Genomic DNA, 16,242 nt, shown 5'->3' with positions numbered 1-16,242 from the left:
TATTTCCGCCGTGATCAAATACCGTTTTCCCGTTGCAGTTCCCTAACATAGGAAACGATCCCCTTGACGTCACCGCGCGTCAGGCCCTCGACCGGAGGCATGTTTCCAAACCGCCAATGATGCGAGCGGACGCCGTTCGCGACAGCCACCAAGAAAGCCTGGTCGGAATGGTGGCCAGGTTCATAGATCTTGTGAACCAGTGGCGGTCCCGATCCATCAACGCCTGCAGCATTCACGCCATGGCACATAGCGCATTTGGCTTCGAAGGCGACTTTTCCCACCAAGGCCATTTCGGTGAGTTCGGCGGGTACCGACACTTGCGCAAGCGCAACGGTTCCACCTGAGGACTCGCCAATCGCCGCAGGCTTTCCGCCAGACATTGAAAAATACAAGGTCCCTGCCCCGACTACGAGCAAGCCAGTCAAGCCCAGCATGTTTTTGTTCATTCCAAGTATCCGCTTTTGCTGATTCACCTCGCTTTTGCCAACTTCCAGTACTGGAACGTCAACCTAGGCTTTTCAAAAGTTCGTGACAGCAAACGAAAAGGCCGGGCAAATGGCCCGACCTTCTTTTTCAAACTTGACTTGGATTATGCCCGGCGGCGGCGGCCACCGCCACCACGACGGCCACGGCCTTCACCTTCGGAACCTGCAGCATCAGGCGCCTTGTTGAACCGGATCCATTCGGAACCGTGCGGGTCGTTGTTGGTCAGCAGATTTGCGGCGCGGATGGCCTCCATCTCCTTGCCCGCGCGCGGCAGTGTCGAACCCAGGCCAAACATCGTGACAAAGGTTTCGTCATCCATGCCTTCGGGAAGGATGATGCCGGCGGCGGCAACTTCTTCTTTCTTGGCGGCAATTGCCTTTTGCGTAATTGGCAATGCGACCGGGTTCATGATCGCTGAGGTCATGCCGGCACCCATTGCCATCGGCAGGAAGGCATTGTTGATGCCGTGACGGTTGGGAAGACCGAACGAGATGTTTGAGGCGCCACAAGTGGTGTTTACGCCCAATTCTTCGCGCAGGCGGCGGACCAGTGCAAATACCTGTTGGCCTGCGGTTGCCATCGCGCCGATTGGCATGACCAGCGGGTCCACGACGATGTCGTGTGCAGGAATGCCGAAATCCGCGGCACGCTGAACGATCTTCTTGGCCACGTCGAAACGCACGTCCGGGTTTTCCGAGATACCGGTGTCGTCGTTGGAGATCGCAACAACCGGCACGTTGTATTTCTTGACCAGCGGCAGAACCAGTTCCAGACGCTCTTCCTCGCCCGTGACCGAGTTCAGCAACGGACGGCCTTCGGCGGCCGCAAGCCCGGCCTCTAGCGCGCCGGGCACCGACGAGTCGATGCAGAGCGGAACGTCGACCAGGCCCTGAACCAGCTCGACGATCCGGGTCATCAGCGGCGGTTCCGTCTCGTTCGGGTTGGGGTTCGAGTTGTATACCACACCCGCATTGATATCGAGCACCGTGGCCCCGGCGGCAACTTGCGCCAGCGCGTCTTTTTCAACGGTCGAAAAATCGCCCGCTTCCAGTTCGGCAGCCAGTTTCTTGCGGCCGGTGGGGTTGATCCGCTCACCGATCACGCAGAACGGTTCGTCGAAACCCAGGATGGCTGTTTTTGTTTTTGATTCTACGACTGTACGGGTCATGTCCGATCCTTAGGAGTTTGCGGGCTTTGCCGAAGCGCCGCCGTTTTCAATGGCCCAGTTGGCGTTGGTCTTGATGCCGCCAAGCGGGAAGAAGTGCACGTTGGTGATGTTGAAATCCGGATTGGCTGCCTTGTGCTCGGCCAGTGCGGTGATCACGTCGTTGGGCTCGTAAGGCAGCAGCAGCTTGGACACGTCCATGGCGCGCTTCTGAAGCACCTTTAGTGACGGGCCAACACCGCAGGCGATGGCGAACTTGATCAGCGTTTGCAGCTTAGCGGGACCTGCAATGCCGATGTGGATCGGCAGGTTGACACCTGCCTCTTTCAGTGCGTTTGCCCAGGCGATGATCGGCTTGGGGTCAAAGGCGAACTGGGTCGCCAACGCCATTTCGGCGTCGGTGCGCTCGCTGAACTGCTGTTTCCACTGCAGCGCCGCGTCGACGTTCTTGCGTGAACCGTCGGGGTCGATGTCCTTGTTTCCTTCGGGGTGTCCGGCAACGTGCAGGCGCTTGAAACCAGCTTTGTCAAACAGGCCGGTTTCCATCAACTGCATCGAGCTGTCGAATTCACCATGGGGCTTTTCGACACCGCCAGCCAGCAACAATGCCTGATCAACGCCGGCCTCGCCCTGATACATTGAAATCCAGTTTTCCAGCGTCGCCGCATCCTTGATGATGCGGGCCGGGAAGTGGGGCATAACCGGATAGCCTTCGGCCGCGATTCTTTTGGCGGTCTTGACCATTTCGGCAATCGGAGTACCCTCGATATGGGCGATATAGACGCGAGTGCCCTGGGGCAACAGCGTGCGGAAATCCTCGACCTTTTCAGCGGTCCTCGGCATGACCTCAATCGAATAGCCCTGCAAAAAGGCTTCGACGGTCGGGTTTACCGGGGCTTTCTCGGCCACATCACGTTTCTTGAAGTTCAGCAAAGCCATCTTGGCCTCCCATAAAGAGTTTCGGGCTTATGCCCAACCGTCATTTGCAATCAGGGTCTTGATCCGGTCCTGATCGTATTCAGCTTCCAGACGCCTGGCCTCGGCCTCGGCAACGTCAACCGGATCGCCTTCGACCTCGAACGGGGCGGCTTTGCGCCATTCCGCAAGATAGGCATCGGTATCCTGTGCTCCGACCTTCATCGCGGCACGGTCGATCGCCTGCTCGAAGCGCTCGGCCAGTTGCTTTTTAGCTCCGCGCCGCCCCTTCCCCACGATGACTTGGGCGGGGATGTCGCGCCAATAAACGATGGTAACTTCGGGCATACCGAATGATTCCTCCTGACCTGGTGAGGCGGTTCTAAACTCCAATCTGCGCCAAAGTCGGTCGGATTTCGACACCTGCAGCATTTGCAGCGACCTTTTCGCATACCCAAGGATACGGTAGGAGCCTGTAGGGATTCTACCGCTGCCGCGTATCAAAATTCTCATGACCTTCATGAGCCGCTTGCGCCGCGCCAAGGCCCGCCATATGGTCGAGGTAACTCGAAATCGGAGGGCGTGTAGTCATGGCGCCCAAGCGTCCCAAAGGTGCGGGCGCGTTCCCGAAAGCGGTCGAAAGCCCCGCGCCTAGCAGGCCCGATCCTGATGCGCTGTATGCCGCGCTGGATCTGGGTACAAATAGTTGCCGCATGCTGATTGCCCAACCCAAGGGCAGCGGTTTTCATGTGGTGGACAGTTTCTCAAAGTCTGTTCAACTGGGCGCCGGGCTGGAACGGACAGGTAGGTTGTCGCGTTCATCGATGTCCCGCACGGTTCAGGCCCTTCGCATCTGCCAGCAAAAGCTCAAACGCAACAAGGTCAACCGGATGCGGTTGGTGGCGACCGAAGCCTGCCGTCGTGCCAAGAACTCGCGGGAATTCATCCGTCAAGTCAAGCGCGAGACCGGATTGACACTTGAAATCATCCAACCCGAGGAGGAAGCCCGGCTCGCCGTGATCTCCTGCGCGCCGCTGGTGTCGACCAAGACTGAGCAACTTTTGGTGGTCGATATCGGAGGCGGATCAACCGAGTTGGTCTGGATCGATATCTCTTCGGTTCCACGCCGCGACCGGCCTGCGGCGATCATGAGACTGCATGCTGGATTTCATCCACCCGAAAGCCCCTTTCCCGCCGCCAAGGTAGTGGATTGGATCAGCGTGCCGCTGGGTGTCGCCACCCTGCGCGACCAGTTTCACGATGTTGAGGACGACGCCGCCCGTTTTGCGCTGATGAGCTGGTTTTTTGAAGAAAACCTCGCCGATTTTGCCCCTTACAAAGACGTACAAGCGCGGGCGGGGTTTCAGATCGTCGGAACCAGCGGAACCGTGACGACGGTTGCGGCTTCGCATCTTGGCCTCAAGCGATATGACCGAACTAAGGTGGATGGCCTTCGTATGACATCGGATCAAATCGACAAGGTCATTCGCGGCTACCTTGATCTCGGTCCGGAAGGTCGCCGCCGCGATCCCCGCATTGGCGAGGACCGGCAGGCGCTGATCATGTCGGGTTCGGCCATTTTGCAGGCGTTGTTGCGCTGTTGGCCCACTGACCGGCTGTCGGTCGCAGATCGTGGACTGCGGGAAGGGCTGCTTTATGCACAGATGAGCGCGGATGGCGTGCTGGAAGATGGGCCGTTCTAAGAAACAACTATGAAACTCGTGCGTGTAGCCAGCGCCTATCGTATGGCGACCGTTGCGACTACGATTTGCGTATTGGAAGCCGCCGGGTTTGATGTTTTTTGCCCCGGCTTTCATACCACGGTATTACTACCGCACTATGCGCTGTCATTTGGAGGTGTTCCGATTTGCGTACCGAAAGATCAAGCTGCAGATGCCCTGGAGTTGCTGCGATCTTTCACCTCTCCAAATGAGAATAACCGCGCAGTTCTTTCTCAAGCACTAAATTGTCTCGGTTGGCTCGGATTTGGCGTTTCGACACCTTGGTCAGATCTGGCGCTGGTAGATAAAGTCACACCCCTTACTTGATACAGGGGCGTCTTGCCGATATTGACCGGACAGTTTCAGGAGATCGGTCAAATGGCAAAGACGCCGAGCGGAAAGAACACCTCTGGCCGGGGCCAACGCGATCTGAAGGTCAAGGTCAAGACGGCACGCGGGCGCAAGCTCAGTTCAACCCGCTGGTTGCAGCGCCAGTTGAACGATCCCTACGTCAAACGGGCGCAGGCCGAAGGATACCGAGGTCGCGCGGCCTTCAAAATCCTGGAACTGGACGACAAGTTCCGATTTCTTGTACCGGGTGCGCGCGTTGTCGACCTTGGTTGTGCGCCAGGCGGATGGTGTCAGGTCGCCGTCAAACGCGTAAACGCACTGGGCGAAAAATCCGGCAAAAAGATCGGGACAGTTCTGGGTATTGACCTACAGGAAGTTGAACCGATCGCGGGTGCCGAGATTCATCAATTGGATTTCATGGCCGATGATGCGGATGAACAGGTGAAGGAGTGGTTGGGCGGCAAAGCGGATGTGGTCATGTCCGACATGGCTGCCGCCTCGTCCGGACATAAGCAAACCGACCATTTGCGGATCATCGCACTGTGTGAAACTGCCGCTCATTTCGCTTTCGACGTTCTCGAGGAAGGCGGCACATTTGTCGCCAAGGTGTTGGCTGGTGGAGCCGAGGGTGATCTGCAGAAATTGCTCAAGCAGAAGTTCGAGAAGGTCGCGAATGTCAAACCACCTTCTTCCCGCTCGGACAGTTCCGAGAAGTTTGTCGTGGCAACAGGGTTTCGCGGTTAGCGATCAGACTGCGTGAAACGGGTTTTTGTCGTTATCTTGTGAATTTTTCGTTAAATCTGGCTTATTGGGCCGGTATTGATTGACCGCATTGACCATATCTTCGGCCGATGGTGCCTCAGGTTTTTCCGACAAGTCATTGTATCTGAGTAGGGAAAAGAGTTGGGCGTGCCGGCCCAAAGGTTCTTTCTCGAACATGGATCACCTAATAACAAACCAGGTCCACTCGGACCCATGTTCTTTTTGATAAACCAATTTGGCTTTTTGAGGTCCTTTTTGTGACGGCTATGTGGCGCATTGATCTCGGGCTTGGAACTTATAACACACTTAACGCCGTGGTGCAGCGCTCAGATCCATCAGGGCACCATTGAATTCGGCGCCAAGGATTAGAATGGCAGCGCAAAGGTACAGGAAAATCAATGCTGCCATAGCCCCGGCCAGTCCCGCATAAGTCGCGCTGTAGGTGGCGAACTGCGCGACATAAAAGGAAAACCCCCAACCGCCTGCTGCCCAGAGCAAAATTGTCAGCCCCACTCCGGGCAGGATTTGCATCAAGCTGTGGCGGTGAGGTGGCAACAAAGCATGAAAGGCGAGTACCATGCCGACCGGCATCGCAACGGTGAAAATCCAGCCAAGCCGGTCGACGGACAGCCATTCCACCGCTTCGCCCGGCAACCGCTCGGTCACCAGCTTGGTGTAGGCGGGCAAAACGACCTCAAAGGCTGCAGCACTCAGAACAGCCGCTCCTCCCCCGATAACCAGTGCCACGCATAACAGACGTGATTTCCAAAACGCGCGCGTATCCACATCGTGATAGGCTTGCGTCAGCGCGATACGCACGGCATTTACGCCGTTTGACGCAAAATAGACGGTCAAAACGCCGCCAATGGTCATGACACCCGAGCTTGCGCCGCGCAACACGGCGCGTAGCTCCGCTTCGATCGGATCAGCCACCTCCTTGGGCCAGGCCCCGAACATCAACTCGATCAACTCGTCGGTCATATAATTCTGTGAAAGGCTCCCGGCGAGGGCAACGGTGAACAGCACAAACGGAAACAGCGCCATCATTAGCGACATAGCAACATGACTGCTCATGACAAAGCCATTCTTTGCGACAAATCTCTTGCCGGCGAGCCATAGGGCGCGCACAGGCCGTGGGATGGCGAGATTCGAGGAAACCGTCATAACCAAACCCTAGCCCGGCTTTCACGCGGCCTGAACCCCGGAATTGCCAGCCCTGCCAAGGCATCCGGAACGTTGCACTCTGGTATCAGAATGGGCAACATCCCTTAGAATGGGTAAAACAGTGGGCCGACAAGGGTTTCAGTTACATGACGGACAAACACGACAAAACCCTTTCGTCCATACGGTTCAGCCTGCCTGCGGTTAGGGACACGCTGATCGTCCTGACGCTGATCGTCTTCGCACTTTACGCGGGATCGGCGTTTCTAATCCCGTTGGCGCTGGCTTTGTTAGTAAACGTCCTGATCATCGCAGTCAGCGACAGAGTTGTTTCCTGGGTTCACATTCCGGTATGGCTGGCAAATCTTTCAGGCATCACCGTCGTCCTGGCAGGATTGTTCCTAATCGTCTACGTCCTTGGCAGCCAGGCCACACAGTTCGCGCGCACCCTGGGCACGTACGAAAACCAGTTTGATGTGGCTGTCGGTCGGATCACCGGTTTCGTCGGCAACGATGTGACAAATTTCGTGCGGGACAACTTGATCAACATCGACATGGCGCTGGTGGCCCGTACGGCGCTGGGCAGCGCGACCTCGCTGTTGAACCAGTTCTTTCTGATCAGCCTTTATGTCGCCTTCCTGATGGCCGAGCGGCTAGCCTTTCGCAAAAAGATCCGACTTGCGGCTGGAAGCCCAAAGCTTGGTGATGACATGGCTTCGGTCATGGATGCGATTTCCTTGAGTTTACAGAAATACCTGGGTGTCAAGACCTTCATCAGCGCCGTGACCGCCCTGATCAGCTATGCGGTATTCAAGGTTCTCAAGTTGGAGTACGCGGAGACATGGGCCGTTTTAACTTTTGCACTGAACTTCATTCCGTCAATTGGCTCGATCATCGCGGTGATCTTTCCGGCGCTGGCCTCGCTGGTGCAGTTCGAATCCGTCACACCGTTTCTGATCATCGTGTTCGGGTGCGGAACACTGCAGTTCCTGATCGGCAATTTCCTGGACCCGGCAATGCTGGGTCGATCACTGAACATGTCAACATTTCTGGTCATTCTGGCACTGACATTCTGGACAACGGTTTGGGGGCTGATCGGGGCATTTCTGAGTGTTCCGCTGACGGTCTGCATCCTGATCGTCTTTAGTCATGTACCTTCGCTGCGGCCTGTTGCGATCCTAATGTCGCTGGATGGTCAATTGGTTGATAACGGCCCCGACGGTGAATGACTCTCTGTTCATAGGGGCGGAAATTTATCGCCACTCGACCTATGGACGAAACCATCCGCTGGCCATCCCGAGAGTGTCGACGGTCATAGACTTGTGCCGGGTCTTGGGGTGGTTGCCCCAAGCGCAATACTTGACGAGCCCGAGGGCAAAACCCGCCGCGCTTACCCTGTTTCACACGCCGGAATATATTGCCGCGCTGCAAGATGCGGAACGCCAGCAATATGTCAGCGACAATGTACGTAAACGCCATGCATTGGGCACAATGTCGAACCCGGTCTTTCCCGAGATGTACCGGCGCCCCGCCACGGCTGCCGGTGGGTCGATGCTGGGGGCGGAACTGATCGCTGAGAGAGGCGCCGTCTTCAATCCGGCAGGCGGCACCCATCATGGATTTCCCGACCGGGCTGGAGGCTTTTGCTATCTCAACGATCCGGTTCTTGCGATCCTGAGGTTACTGGCTACAGGATTGGAACGCATCGCTTACGTTGACATCGATGCACATCACTGTGACGGAGTTCAAGACGCTTTTGCCGGTTCCGAAAAAGTCCGGCTTATTTCGGTTCACGAAGAAAGGCGCTGGCCATTCACCGGCGGTCTCAACGATGATACCGGCGGCACAGCATTTAACTTGCCTGTACCAAAAGGTTTTAACGATGACGAGTTTTCTTTGGTCCTAGACAACCTGATCCTACCGGCAATTTCGGCTTTCAAACCGAATGCAATTGTATTGCAGTGCGGGGCGGATGCCGTATTCGAGGACCCGCTGTCGCGGCTTACCCTGTCCAATAATTCGCACTGGCGATCCGTAACTGCACTGAACGATTTAACCGATCGCCTACTTGTTCTTGGCGGCGGCGGTTACAACCCATGGTCGGTCGCAAGGTTGTGGACAGGCGTCTGGGCGACGCTTTCGGGGTATGAAGTGCCCGACCGCCTTCCCCAACCTGCTGTTTCGGTCCTGCAGGCGTTGACATGGCGACGGGCGGCGGGGCGCAGTCCCCCGGAAAGCTGGTGCACGACTTTGCGCGATAAGCCGCGTTTCGGCCCCATACGCGAAACAATTCGGGCAACGGTAGCAGAGTTGCGAAGCAGGCTTTGAGTTTCACTTGCAAACTGGGCAAACATGCGGACAAACCTCTCAGGCTCAAAAATCATTGCTGTGGCCTCAGACCTTGATCAGGAATACACTGACCTTGTTAAGTTACTGAAACGACCGGATTACAATGTGGACCGCCATCGTCTCTGCCACCGTTTTTGCGGCTTACGCCTTGGCCGTATATTGCGCTGTGCGCGCAGCACAAACCGCACGAACGCCACAAGGCGCGGTGGGTTGGGTGGTTTTCCTTCTGTCCTTCCCGTTCGCCGGCTTGCCACTTTACATGTTTCTGGGACATCACCGGTTTCGGGGCTACCGCATTGCTCGCCGCGAAAGTGAACGGGTTGTCGCCGGCCTCAAGGCCTTTGCCGAGGCGAGCAGCCCCGACCCCAAGGAAATGTCCATCAACCCTCGACCCTTCGAGGACCTGGCCCATATGCCGGTGTCCCGCGGCAATGGCGCCGATCTGTTGATTGACGGGGAAGATACCTTTCAGGCAATCTTCAAGGCGATCGACGCCGCAGAAAAATACGTTCTGATTCAGTTCTATATCGTGAGAGACGACGAGCTTGGGCTGGAGTTGCAGGAAAAACTGATCGCTGCGCACCGGCGGGGGGTGCATGTCCGTTTCCTGACGGATGCTGTCGGAAGTTATGGCCTGCCCCGCAGATATTTCGACAAGCTTCGAAAGGCAGGGATCGACGTTGCTGATCCGCGCGACCAACGCGGACCGAATTTCCGGTTTCAGCTCAATTATCGCAACCATCGCAAAACCGTCGTGATTGATGGCCACACGGGGTTCATTGGCGGCCACAATGTGGGTGTGGAATATCTGGGGCAAGAGACCGATTTCGGCCCTTGGCGGGATACTCATCTGCGTGTCCGCGGCCCCATAGCCCTGCAATTGCAGTTGGTTTTTGCCGAGGATTGGCACTGGGCGCGAAACGAAGACCTGATCGATCTGTTAACATGGGCGACCCCTGCCGCACCCGAGGACATGAATGCGCTGATCGTGGCGACCGGCCCCGGCGACCGCACCGAGACCGGTGCGATGATGTTCTTCGCAGCAATCACTGAAGCACGTGAACGGCTGTGGGTTGCCTCGCCGTACTTCGTTCCCGATATCGACATCATGACCGCGCTCAAACATGCGGCCATGCGAGGTGTCGATGTGCGCATTCTGGTTCCCGAAGTGGCCGACCACAGGATCCCCTGGCTTGCCGCATTCGCCTATTTCGATGAGATCCGCGACTGTGGCGTACGCATCTTTCGGTATGACGACGGTTTTATGCATCAAAAGGTATTCGTGGTCGATGATACTTTGGCCGCGGTCGGTACGACAAATCTCGACAACCGGTCATTCAGGTTGAATTTCGAAGCAATGGCCCTGTTTTTTGATCACCGTGCCGCACACTCTATCGCCGAGATGCTGAAAGACGATTTCAATTCCAGTTATGAATTGACAAAAAGGCTGGAGGATCAACCGATTTATATCCGGTACGGGGCACCGATTGCCCGCCTTTTCGCACCAATCCTCTAAGACAGGAACCGGTCCTCGAACAACCGGGTCATGAGGGCCACGAGGAACGCGGTAGACAACCCAAAAGCCAGCAATCCTGTCACCGCTGCAAAGGACCCGAAAATCCTCAGCTCTTCGCCCAGCACAATGTCGCCATAGCCCAGGGTGGTGAAGGTGACCAATGAAAAGTAGAGAGCGGTGTTCCAGTCTGGGAGGATATCGCTCCAAACCCAGACAATGGCCCAGATCCAGACCTGAATTGTGTGAATCGCGACGATGGTGGCCAATGCAACCACGATCGGCGCGGCGGTTCGCACGACCAATCCGCGATTGCAACATTTTTCGTGCACGCTTCGGATCAGAACCGTGCACCAGGTCAAAAGGCCGATCTCGATGAGGAAGCAAATCATCAGATAGACACTGCCCCACAAAATTTGTTGCGACAATGTCATGCTTGGTCTCCTCGCTACCTGGTCAAACTCAGTTCAAGAATGACCCGGCGTTGATAGAGGAACAACCCCTGGCCGACACTTGCATCAATGGTCATGTTGCGGCGAATTGTTCAAAGGCGGGATCAACGCTGGACATGCGGTTGCCGAGGAACACATTCTCAACCAACACGAAAACGGAGCGATGATGCTGCTAAATGTAGACAAGGTAAGAAAATCCTACCCCGGCGGGCGCCCTGTTCTGAAAGATGTTTCGTTTCAAATGGATGCAGGTCAGACCCTTGCCTTGACCGGTGAAAGCGGAAGCGGAAAGAGCACTCTACTGAACCTGGTGGCCACGCTGGACAAACTCGATAGTGGCGAAATTACCTTGGCGGGGATCCCCCTTTCGTCGTTGTCAGACCGTGGTCGCGCGCAGATGCGCCGCAATACCGTGGCCTTGGTGTTTCAGCAATTCAACCTCATTCCGTCGCTGACTGTCGAACAGAATTTGTCTTTCCAAGCCCGGCTTTCTGACCGGTTGGACAAAACGTGGCTGGCTGAGCTGACAGAGCGGCTTGGCCTAACAAACCTGCCGCAGCGTTATCCCGAGCAGTTGTCGGGTGGTCAACAGCAGCGGGTGGCGATCGGGCGTGCCCTTGCGGCGCGACCCAAACTACTGCTTGCGGACGAGCCTACGGGAAATCTGGACGAAACCGCCAGCGAGAACGTTCTGGACCTGATGCTGCAGCTTGTTCGCGATACGGGTACAGCACTGCTTTTGGCCACCCACTCGCCAAGCATTGCCGGACGACTGGACCGGCGCGCGCATCTCGCCGGTGGCCAACTTCAATGATAAGGGCCACGATCCCGGCGCTTTGGTCGCATTGGCGGCGACACAAGATGCAATTGGTAACACTTCTATGCGGTGTCGCGCTGGCAACAGCGCTTTGGTCGGCGGTTCAGGCCATCAACGCCGAAGCACGGGCAAGTTATGCCACGGCGAACCGGCAACTCGCATTGGGTCAATTCGAAGAACTTCGTGCGCCGAACGGCTCTATCCCCCTTTCGCGCTATGTCGAATTACGGCGGGCGGGCTGGCAGCTTGCGGCTGTTCTCGACGGCAATCTGCGTGTCGAAGATCGCTATTTCAGAGTGATGGGCGCCGACCTTGTCTCTTACCCCGCTCTGGCGGCAATTGAAGAGGCGCAACAAAACGCTGCCATTGGAACCCCGGCTGAAGCGCTGACAGAACCTGGCTTGTTGTTCGTGCGCCCTGATATTGTTGAAATGCTTAACCGCCAGCCTCACCTGCCACCGGTATACCCCAGCGAGGCAGTTCCGCCCGACCTAATCCTGACCGATATCGGTGTCGCCGAAAAGATTCTAAACAAGGTGAACGAGATCTCGCGATTGGTCATCCTGCCTGATCAGCCAATGGGATTGCAGCCGTTGAGTGAACTGGCACCTGACCTGGAACGGATCAGCAGCGGCCCAGGTACCGATACCGCGCAACTGACCGAAAGTTTTCACCTGAATCTGACCGCATTTGGTCTTTTATCCTTTGCAGTGGGTTTGTTCATCGTTCACGGCACCATTGGCCTTGCCCTGTCGCAAAGGCGTGGCATGATCCGTACCCTGCGCGCGCTGGGTGTTCCGTTGGAGCTGATCACCGGGCTCGTCGCAACCGAGCTATTATTTCTTTCATTCGCTGGCGGAGGATTGGGCCTGGTCCTTGGATACTGGCTTGCGGGTGCACTTCTGCCGGATGTTGCGGCGACATTGCGTGGACTGTACGACGCGCCGGTTGAAGGGCAGATGTCACTACGTCCCGAATGGGTTGTCTCGGGGATCGGCATGGCTGTTGGTGGGACATTGGTTGCAAGCACTCAGGGATTATGGAAGTTGGCACGATTGCCGCTACTAAGCGCCCCCGGCGAGCAAGCTTGGCGTGGGGCGGGCAACGCGCAAACGCGAAGCGCTGTTATCGGTGCTGCGTTGGTTGCCGCCGGAGTGGCCCCTGTTGTCCTGTTTGATGGCCTTTGGGCAGGATTCGTGCTGTTGGCTGGTTTGCTGTTGGGCGTTGCGCTGATGCTTCCGTTTGCGTTGTCGCGCGTCCTGATTTTATGCGCGCGCACTGCCAAGACGCCGATCACTCAATGGGTTTGGGCAGATTTGCAGGCGCAACTGCCGGGGTTGGCGCTGGCGCTGATGGCTCTGTTGCTGGCACTGGCTGCCAATATCGGCGTCGGAACGATGGTGTCGAGCTTTCGCTTGACGTTCGACGGCTGGCTGGATCAACGGTTGACCTCAGAATTGTATGTAACTGCTCTGGATGACAACCAAGGCCAGGAACTTGGCGAGTGGCTTGCAACACGGGCCGATGCGGTTCTGCCCATCCGCCGGTTCGAGTTGCGGCACGAGACAGGGCCGCTGTTTCTTTATGGCATCATCGATCACCCGACATACCGGCAGAAATGGCCTCTTATTTCTGCTGATCGCGATGTTTGGGACAAGGTGGCCACAGGAACAGGTGTACTGGTAAACGAACAACTTGCGCGGCGCGGCAACCTTTGGCCCGGAGATACACTGATACTCGCCCCTGACTGGGCTCCAACAGTCACAGGGGTATATTCGGATTATGGCAACCCGACCGGTCAGGCGATCATCTCTATGGAACGGTTTGAAGAACGCTTTCCCAACGCCCCGAACCGGCGTTTTGGCGTCCGTATCGCTCCTGAACTCGCTACCGAGTTGGCACGGAGTATTCGCACACAGTTCGATCTGCCTGACACTTCGGTTATCCATCAGGCCGCCTTAAAGGAGCAATCCCGCGCAATCTTTGAGAAGACGTTTGTCGTAACGGCTGCACTCAATATCCTTACCCTCGGCGTCGCGGGGTTCGCAATCCTGACAAGCTTGTTGACACTTTGGGGGCAACGCCTGCCGCAAGTTGCGCCAGTTTGGGCATTGGGCCTGTCTCGCCAGAACCTGGCCGGATTGGAACTGATCCGAAGCGTCGTTCTTGCTGCCTTGACGGCCATACTGGCACTTCCTTTGGGTCTGCTTTTGGCATGGATCCTGCTTACAGTGATCAATGTCGAGGCATTTGGTTGGAGATTGCCGATGTATCTTTTTCCCTCAGATTGGCTCTTGCTTTCGATGATGGCCCTGTTGGCCGCTGCATTGGCTGCTGTTATCCCCGCGCTCAGACTTTATCGCCTGCCACCATCCGATCTGTTGAAAGTCTTTGCAAATGAACGTTAAAGTGCTTGTCTTGTGTCTGCTCCTACCTTGGCCTGTCTTGGCACAGGGTTTTGCAGGTCTAGGCGCGACCGCAGAAGGTTTTGAGACTCCCCGACGTGGGTATAAGCTTTCGTTTCCCGCCGATCACGGCGCGCATCCTTCGTTTCGCATCGAATGGTGGTACGTCACCGCCACGCTCTCGGGAGAAGACGGGCGCGACTATGGCATTCAGTGGACGCTTTTTCGCACTGCCTTGAAACCACGGGAAGCGGACGGATGGCAAAGCCCCCAACTGTGGTTGGGCCACGCAGCGGTCACCACACCCGATGCCCATATGTTCGCCGAGAGACGTTCGCGTGGCGGCATAGGTCAGGCAGGGGTCATTGCCGATCCCTTTTCGGCGTGGATCGACGACTGGCAAATGGCTGGCCCAAATCTCGACACCCTGTCATTGTTCGCACGTGGCGCCCGATTTGCTTATGATTTGACCCTCGAAGCAAAAGGTCCGCTCATTCTTCACGGTGAGAACGGGGTATCGACAAAGTCGGCATCCGGTCAGGTCAGCTTTTACTATTCGCAACCCGCTTACGCTGCGTCCGGCATTTTGAAACTGCCAGATGGCGAAATTGCGGTCACGGGACAGGCTTGGCTGGATCGGGAATGGTCTTCACAGCCCCTTGCAGATGATCAATCGGGATGGGACTGGTTCTCATTGAGCTTTGACAGCGGAGACAAGCTCATGGCATTTCGGCTGCGCAGCAAAAATGGCGACTTTACCGCTGCAACCTGGATCTCTCCAAACGGGAGTTCAACATTCTTGCCAGATGGTTCTCTGTCTGCCAGACCACTGCAAAACAGCCAAGTTGCAGGACGGACCATCCCGACCGGCTGGAATTTGCAACTGGAAAAGCAGGGCCTTGACGTTCAGGTTACCGCTCTCAACCCATCATCTTGGATGGGAACGTCTTTTCCCTATTGGGAAGGCCCGGTCTATGTTACCGGCAGCCACACGGGCCGAGGATACCTGGAAATGACGGGTTACAAGTGATGAGAGTGTCAACAAGACAGTCATATCAGGCACGCTGAGTATGGACTATCGGTCGAACTGACTAAAGTTCTTACTCACGAAGGTTCCAATACGGAAACAAATTGTCAACAATGGAGATATAGACATAATTTTGCCGCAATGACAGGATTCCGACGTGGGTGGCGCGTCAATATTTGTTTCAGCGTATTTTTTTAACTCATGGTGAGTTTGACACGCCGCCCCACGATATTTCATCGCGTATTGATGCAATGCGCAACAGTCTGGCATAGTTCGAACCACGATGCCAATGCGGCGCTCAACAGGCGAAATCGGGCCAAAAACCGATTGTCGTCGCGTTCCTTTGAAATCAGAGAATTTGAATTCTTCATGAACCAGACAAACTTTCGCCACGCCTGACTCGTACCCAGACAAGGCGACGCGTCTTGATAGTCTAATTACGATTTCCATGAGGGGGTACGAGTTCGGCGCGTCGCCCAGTCTATTCCCAAGGCAGTAAGAACGTAATCTGTACGCCGGGGGCCCTTACCGACATGCCGGTTCGTTTCCCGATTTCAAGGAATTCGACCGAGTTTTGATTTCTGCCGCGACCAAGGCGCACACAGCTCAATCGACGGATCTCAGACCCACTCAGGCTGACGGAGTACAAAACCTTCATTCCATACTTTGGTCATATGGCTGATTTTCTCTCCATCGAAACCGAAGACGTAGACATAGCCGCTTGCCACGTTTTTTTGACGCGCCGTTTCCGGCATCACCCGTCTGGGTTCCCTTGAAGACTGCCACCGCAGTCACTCTGCCGGTATCGGTATCTTCAGAAAGTGCCTTCAAATCATACTGTGCGTCTGGCATGGGACCTAGCAATCCCTTGGCCCATTCGGAATATGCTTCGAGAGTCGCGACATCCTTGATTGCCTCACCTTGGGTTGAAAAGGTAGCGTTGTCATGACACCACTCACGACAGGCCCCCCAACCCAAGCATGTGTCGCAAGCCTTTACAGATCTGGGGACACCTCACTGCGGTCTGAATATTTGACATGGCACCCCCCATTTTTTTGCGTCTGGTATGCATGTGGCCCCTTGTAGTTTACCACATTCTCGAGTTCCGGTCTGGCATT

15 protein-coding genes are annotated in these 16,242 nt (G+C 56.1%); 9 read left to right on the top strand and 6 right to left on the bottom strand.

The genetic code is table 11. From position 1 onward, the window contains the following. Positions 1–14: 14 nt before the first annotated feature. The 4 genes from ACR0LZ_RS18045 to ACR0LZ_RS18030 form a co-directional block, all read right to left on the bottom strand. Positions 15–446: a c-type cytochrome gene (locus ACR0LZ_RS18045; protein WP_480751358.1), complete on the bottom strand. Its 432-nt coding sequence runs from the start codon at positions 444–446 to the stop codon at positions 15–17. 143 nt (positions 447–589) lie between these two features. Then, positions 590–1,654, bottom strand: a complete 1,065-nt coding sequence (locus tag ACR0LZ_RS18040) for a dihydropteroate synthase (RefSeq protein WP_480751356.1) — start codon at positions 1,652–1,654, stop codon at positions 590–592. 9 nt (positions 1,655–1,663) lie between these two features. Continuing rightward, entirely contained in the window at positions 1,664–2,590 is a 927-nt protein-coding gene (locus ACR0LZ_RS18035; protein ID WP_480751355.1) for a methylenetetrahydrofolate reductase, read from the bottom strand. Positions 2,591–2,617: 27 nt separating this feature from the next. Then, on the bottom strand, positions 2,618–2,914 hold the full coding sequence (locus ACR0LZ_RS18030) for a virulence factor (RefSeq protein ID WP_480751354.1): 297 nt from the start codon (positions 2,912–2,914) through the stop codon (positions 2,618–2,620). Positions 2,915–3,156: 242 nt separating this feature from the next. On the opposite strand from ACR0LZ_RS18030, the gene ACR0LZ_RS18025 reads away from it, so the two are divergent. Genes ACR0LZ_RS18025 through ACR0LZ_RS18015 form a run of 3 tightly spaced genes read left to right on the top strand, consistent with a single transcriptional unit; the run spans position 3,157 to position 5,382 of the window. Further along, positions 3,157–4,269 (top strand): Ppx/GppA phosphatase family protein, encoded by a 1,113-nt coding sequence (locus tag ACR0LZ_RS18025; protein ID WP_480751353.1) that lies wholly within the window; start codon positions 3,157–3,159, stop codon positions 4,267–4,269. A 9-nt stretch (positions 4,270–4,278) separates the two neighbouring features. Continuing rightward, positions 4,279–4,614 (top strand): hypothetical protein, encoded by a 336-nt coding sequence (locus ACR0LZ_RS18020; RefSeq protein ID WP_480751352.1) that lies wholly within the window; start codon positions 4,279–4,281, stop codon positions 4,612–4,614. A gap of 51 nt (positions 4,615–4,665) precedes the next feature. Next, on the top strand, positions 4,666–5,382 hold the full coding sequence (locus ACR0LZ_RS18015) for an RlmE family RNA methyltransferase (protein ID WP_480751351.1): 717 nt from the start codon (positions 4,666–4,668) through the stop codon (positions 5,380–5,382). A gap of 324 nt (positions 5,383–5,706) precedes the next feature. Here the strand turns inward: ACR0LZ_RS18015 and ACR0LZ_RS18010 are convergent, their stop codons facing one another. Further along, on the bottom strand, positions 5,707–6,564 hold the full coding sequence (locus tag ACR0LZ_RS18010; protein WP_480751349.1) for a YihY/virulence factor BrkB family protein: 858 nt from the start codon (positions 6,562–6,564) through the stop codon (positions 5,707–5,709). Between the two features lie 146 nt (positions 6,565–6,710). Between ACR0LZ_RS18010 and ACR0LZ_RS18005 the strand changes: the two genes are divergently transcribed. The 3 genes from ACR0LZ_RS18005 to cls all read left to right on the top strand — a co-directional run bounded on the left by ACR0LZ_RS18005 (position 6,711) and on the right by cls (position 10,426). Beyond that, a complete protein-coding gene (locus ACR0LZ_RS18005; protein WP_480751348.1) occupies positions 6,711–7,790 on the top strand; it encodes an AI-2E family transporter in 1,080 nt (359 codons plus the stop codon). Continuing rightward, positions 7,753–8,889 carry an acetoin utilization protein AcuC gene (locus ACR0LZ_RS18000; protein ID WP_480751346.1) on the top strand — a complete coding sequence of 379 codons (1,137 nt, stop codon included), beginning with the start codon at positions 7,753–7,755 and terminating at the stop codon, positions 8,887–8,889. The genes ACR0LZ_RS18005 and ACR0LZ_RS18000 overlap by 38 nt, the downstream gene beginning before the upstream one ends. A 124-nt stretch (positions 8,890–9,013) precedes the next feature. Next, on the top strand, positions 9,014–10,426 hold the full coding sequence (cls, locus tag ACR0LZ_RS17995; protein ID WP_480751345.1) for a cardiolipin synthase: 1,413 nt from the start codon (positions 9,014–9,016) through the stop codon (positions 10,424–10,426). Here cls and ACR0LZ_RS17990 read toward each other — a convergent pair. Next, positions 10,423–10,857, bottom strand: a complete 435-nt coding sequence (locus tag ACR0LZ_RS17990; RefSeq protein WP_480751343.1) for an ion channel — start codon at positions 10,855–10,857, stop codon at positions 10,423–10,425. The genes cls and ACR0LZ_RS17990 overlap by 4 nt on opposite strands. 184 nt (positions 10,858–11,041) lie before the next feature. Between ACR0LZ_RS17990 and ACR0LZ_RS17985 the strand changes: the two genes are divergently transcribed. From ACR0LZ_RS17985 to ACR0LZ_RS17975, 3 genes are read left to right on the top strand one after another with little or no spacing between them, the layout of a single operon-like run. Next, on the top strand, positions 11,042–11,689 hold the full coding sequence (locus tag ACR0LZ_RS17985) for an ABC transporter ATP-binding protein (RefSeq protein WP_480751342.1): 648 nt from the start codon (positions 11,042–11,044) through the stop codon (positions 11,687–11,689). Beyond that, complete coding sequence (locus tag ACR0LZ_RS17980; protein ID WP_480751340.1) at positions 11,686–14,100, top strand: FtsX-like permease family protein; 2,415 nt, start codon at positions 11,686–11,688, stop codon at positions 14,098–14,100. Before ACR0LZ_RS17985 ends, ACR0LZ_RS17980 begins: the two co-directional genes overlap by 4 nt. Further along, complete coding sequence (locus tag ACR0LZ_RS17975; protein ID WP_480751339.1) at positions 14,090–15,127, top strand: lipocalin-like domain-containing protein; 1,038 nt, start codon at positions 14,090–14,092, stop codon at positions 15,125–15,127. The genes ACR0LZ_RS17980 and ACR0LZ_RS17975 overlap by 11 nt, the downstream gene beginning before the upstream one ends. Positions 15,128–16,242: the final 1,115 nt, after the last annotated feature.

It is taken from the genome of Ruegeria sp. CI1, from assembly GCF_056536925.1.
The sequence above is the reverse complement of the archived record's forward strand: the minus strand, read 5'-3'. Positions and strand labels throughout refer to the sequence as shown.

Excerpts from the sequence above, each read along its gene's own strand:
- ACR0LZ_RS18045 (WP_480751358.1), bottom strand. The coding sequence starts at position 446 with ATGAACAAAAACATGCTGGGCTTGACTGGCTTGCTCGTAGTCGGGGCA.
- ACR0LZ_RS18040 (WP_480751356.1), bottom strand. The coding sequence starts at position 1,654 with ATGACCCGTACAGTCGTAGAATCAAAAACAAAAACAGCCATCCTGGGT.
- ACR0LZ_RS18035 (WP_480751355.1), bottom strand. The coding sequence starts at position 2,590 with ATGGCTTTGCTGAACTTCAAGAAACGTGATGTGGCCGAGAAAGCCCCG.
- ACR0LZ_RS18030 (WP_480751354.1), bottom strand. The coding sequence starts at position 2,914 with ATGCCCGAAGTTACCATCGTTTATTGGCGCGACATCCCCGCCCAAGTC.
- ACR0LZ_RS18025 (WP_480751353.1), top strand. The coding sequence starts at position 3,157 with ATGGCGCCCAAGCGTCCCAAAGGTGCGGGCGCGTTCCCGAAAGCGGTC.
- ACR0LZ_RS18020 (WP_480751352.1), top strand. The coding sequence starts at position 4,279 with ATGAAACTCGTGCGTGTAGCCAGCGCCTATCGTATGGCGACCGTTGCG.
- ACR0LZ_RS18015 (WP_480751351.1), top strand. The coding sequence starts at position 4,666 with ATGGCAAAGACGCCGAGCGGAAAGAACACCTCTGGCCGGGGCCAACGC.
- ACR0LZ_RS18010 (WP_480751349.1), bottom strand. The coding sequence starts at position 6,564 with ATGACGGTTTCCTCGAATCTCGCCATCCCACGGCCTGTGCGCGCCCTA.
- ACR0LZ_RS18005 (WP_480751348.1), top strand. The coding sequence starts at position 6,711 with ATGACGGACAAACACGACAAAACCCTTTCGTCCATACGGTTCAGCCTG.
- ACR0LZ_RS18000 (WP_480751346.1), top strand. The coding sequence starts at position 7,753 with ATGGTCAATTGGTTGATAACGGCCCCGACGGTGAATGACTCTCTGTTC.
- cls (WP_480751345.1), top strand. The coding sequence starts at position 9,014 with ATGTGGACCGCCATCGTCTCTGCCACCGTTTTTGCGGCTTACGCCTTG.
- ACR0LZ_RS17990 (WP_480751343.1), bottom strand. The coding sequence starts at position 10,857 with ATGACATTGTCGCAACAAATTTTGTGGGGCAGTGTCTATCTGATGATT.
- ACR0LZ_RS17985 (WP_480751342.1), top strand. The coding sequence starts at position 11,042 with ATGCTGCTAAATGTAGACAAGGTAAGAAAATCCTACCCCGGCGGGCGC.
- ACR0LZ_RS17980 (WP_480751340.1), top strand. The coding sequence starts at position 11,686 with ATGATAAGGGCCACGATCCCGGCGCTTTGGTCGCATTGGCGGCGACAC.
- ACR0LZ_RS17975 (WP_480751339.1), top strand. The coding sequence starts at position 14,090 with ATGAACGTTAAAGTGCTTGTCTTGTGTCTGCTCCTACCTTGGCCTGTC.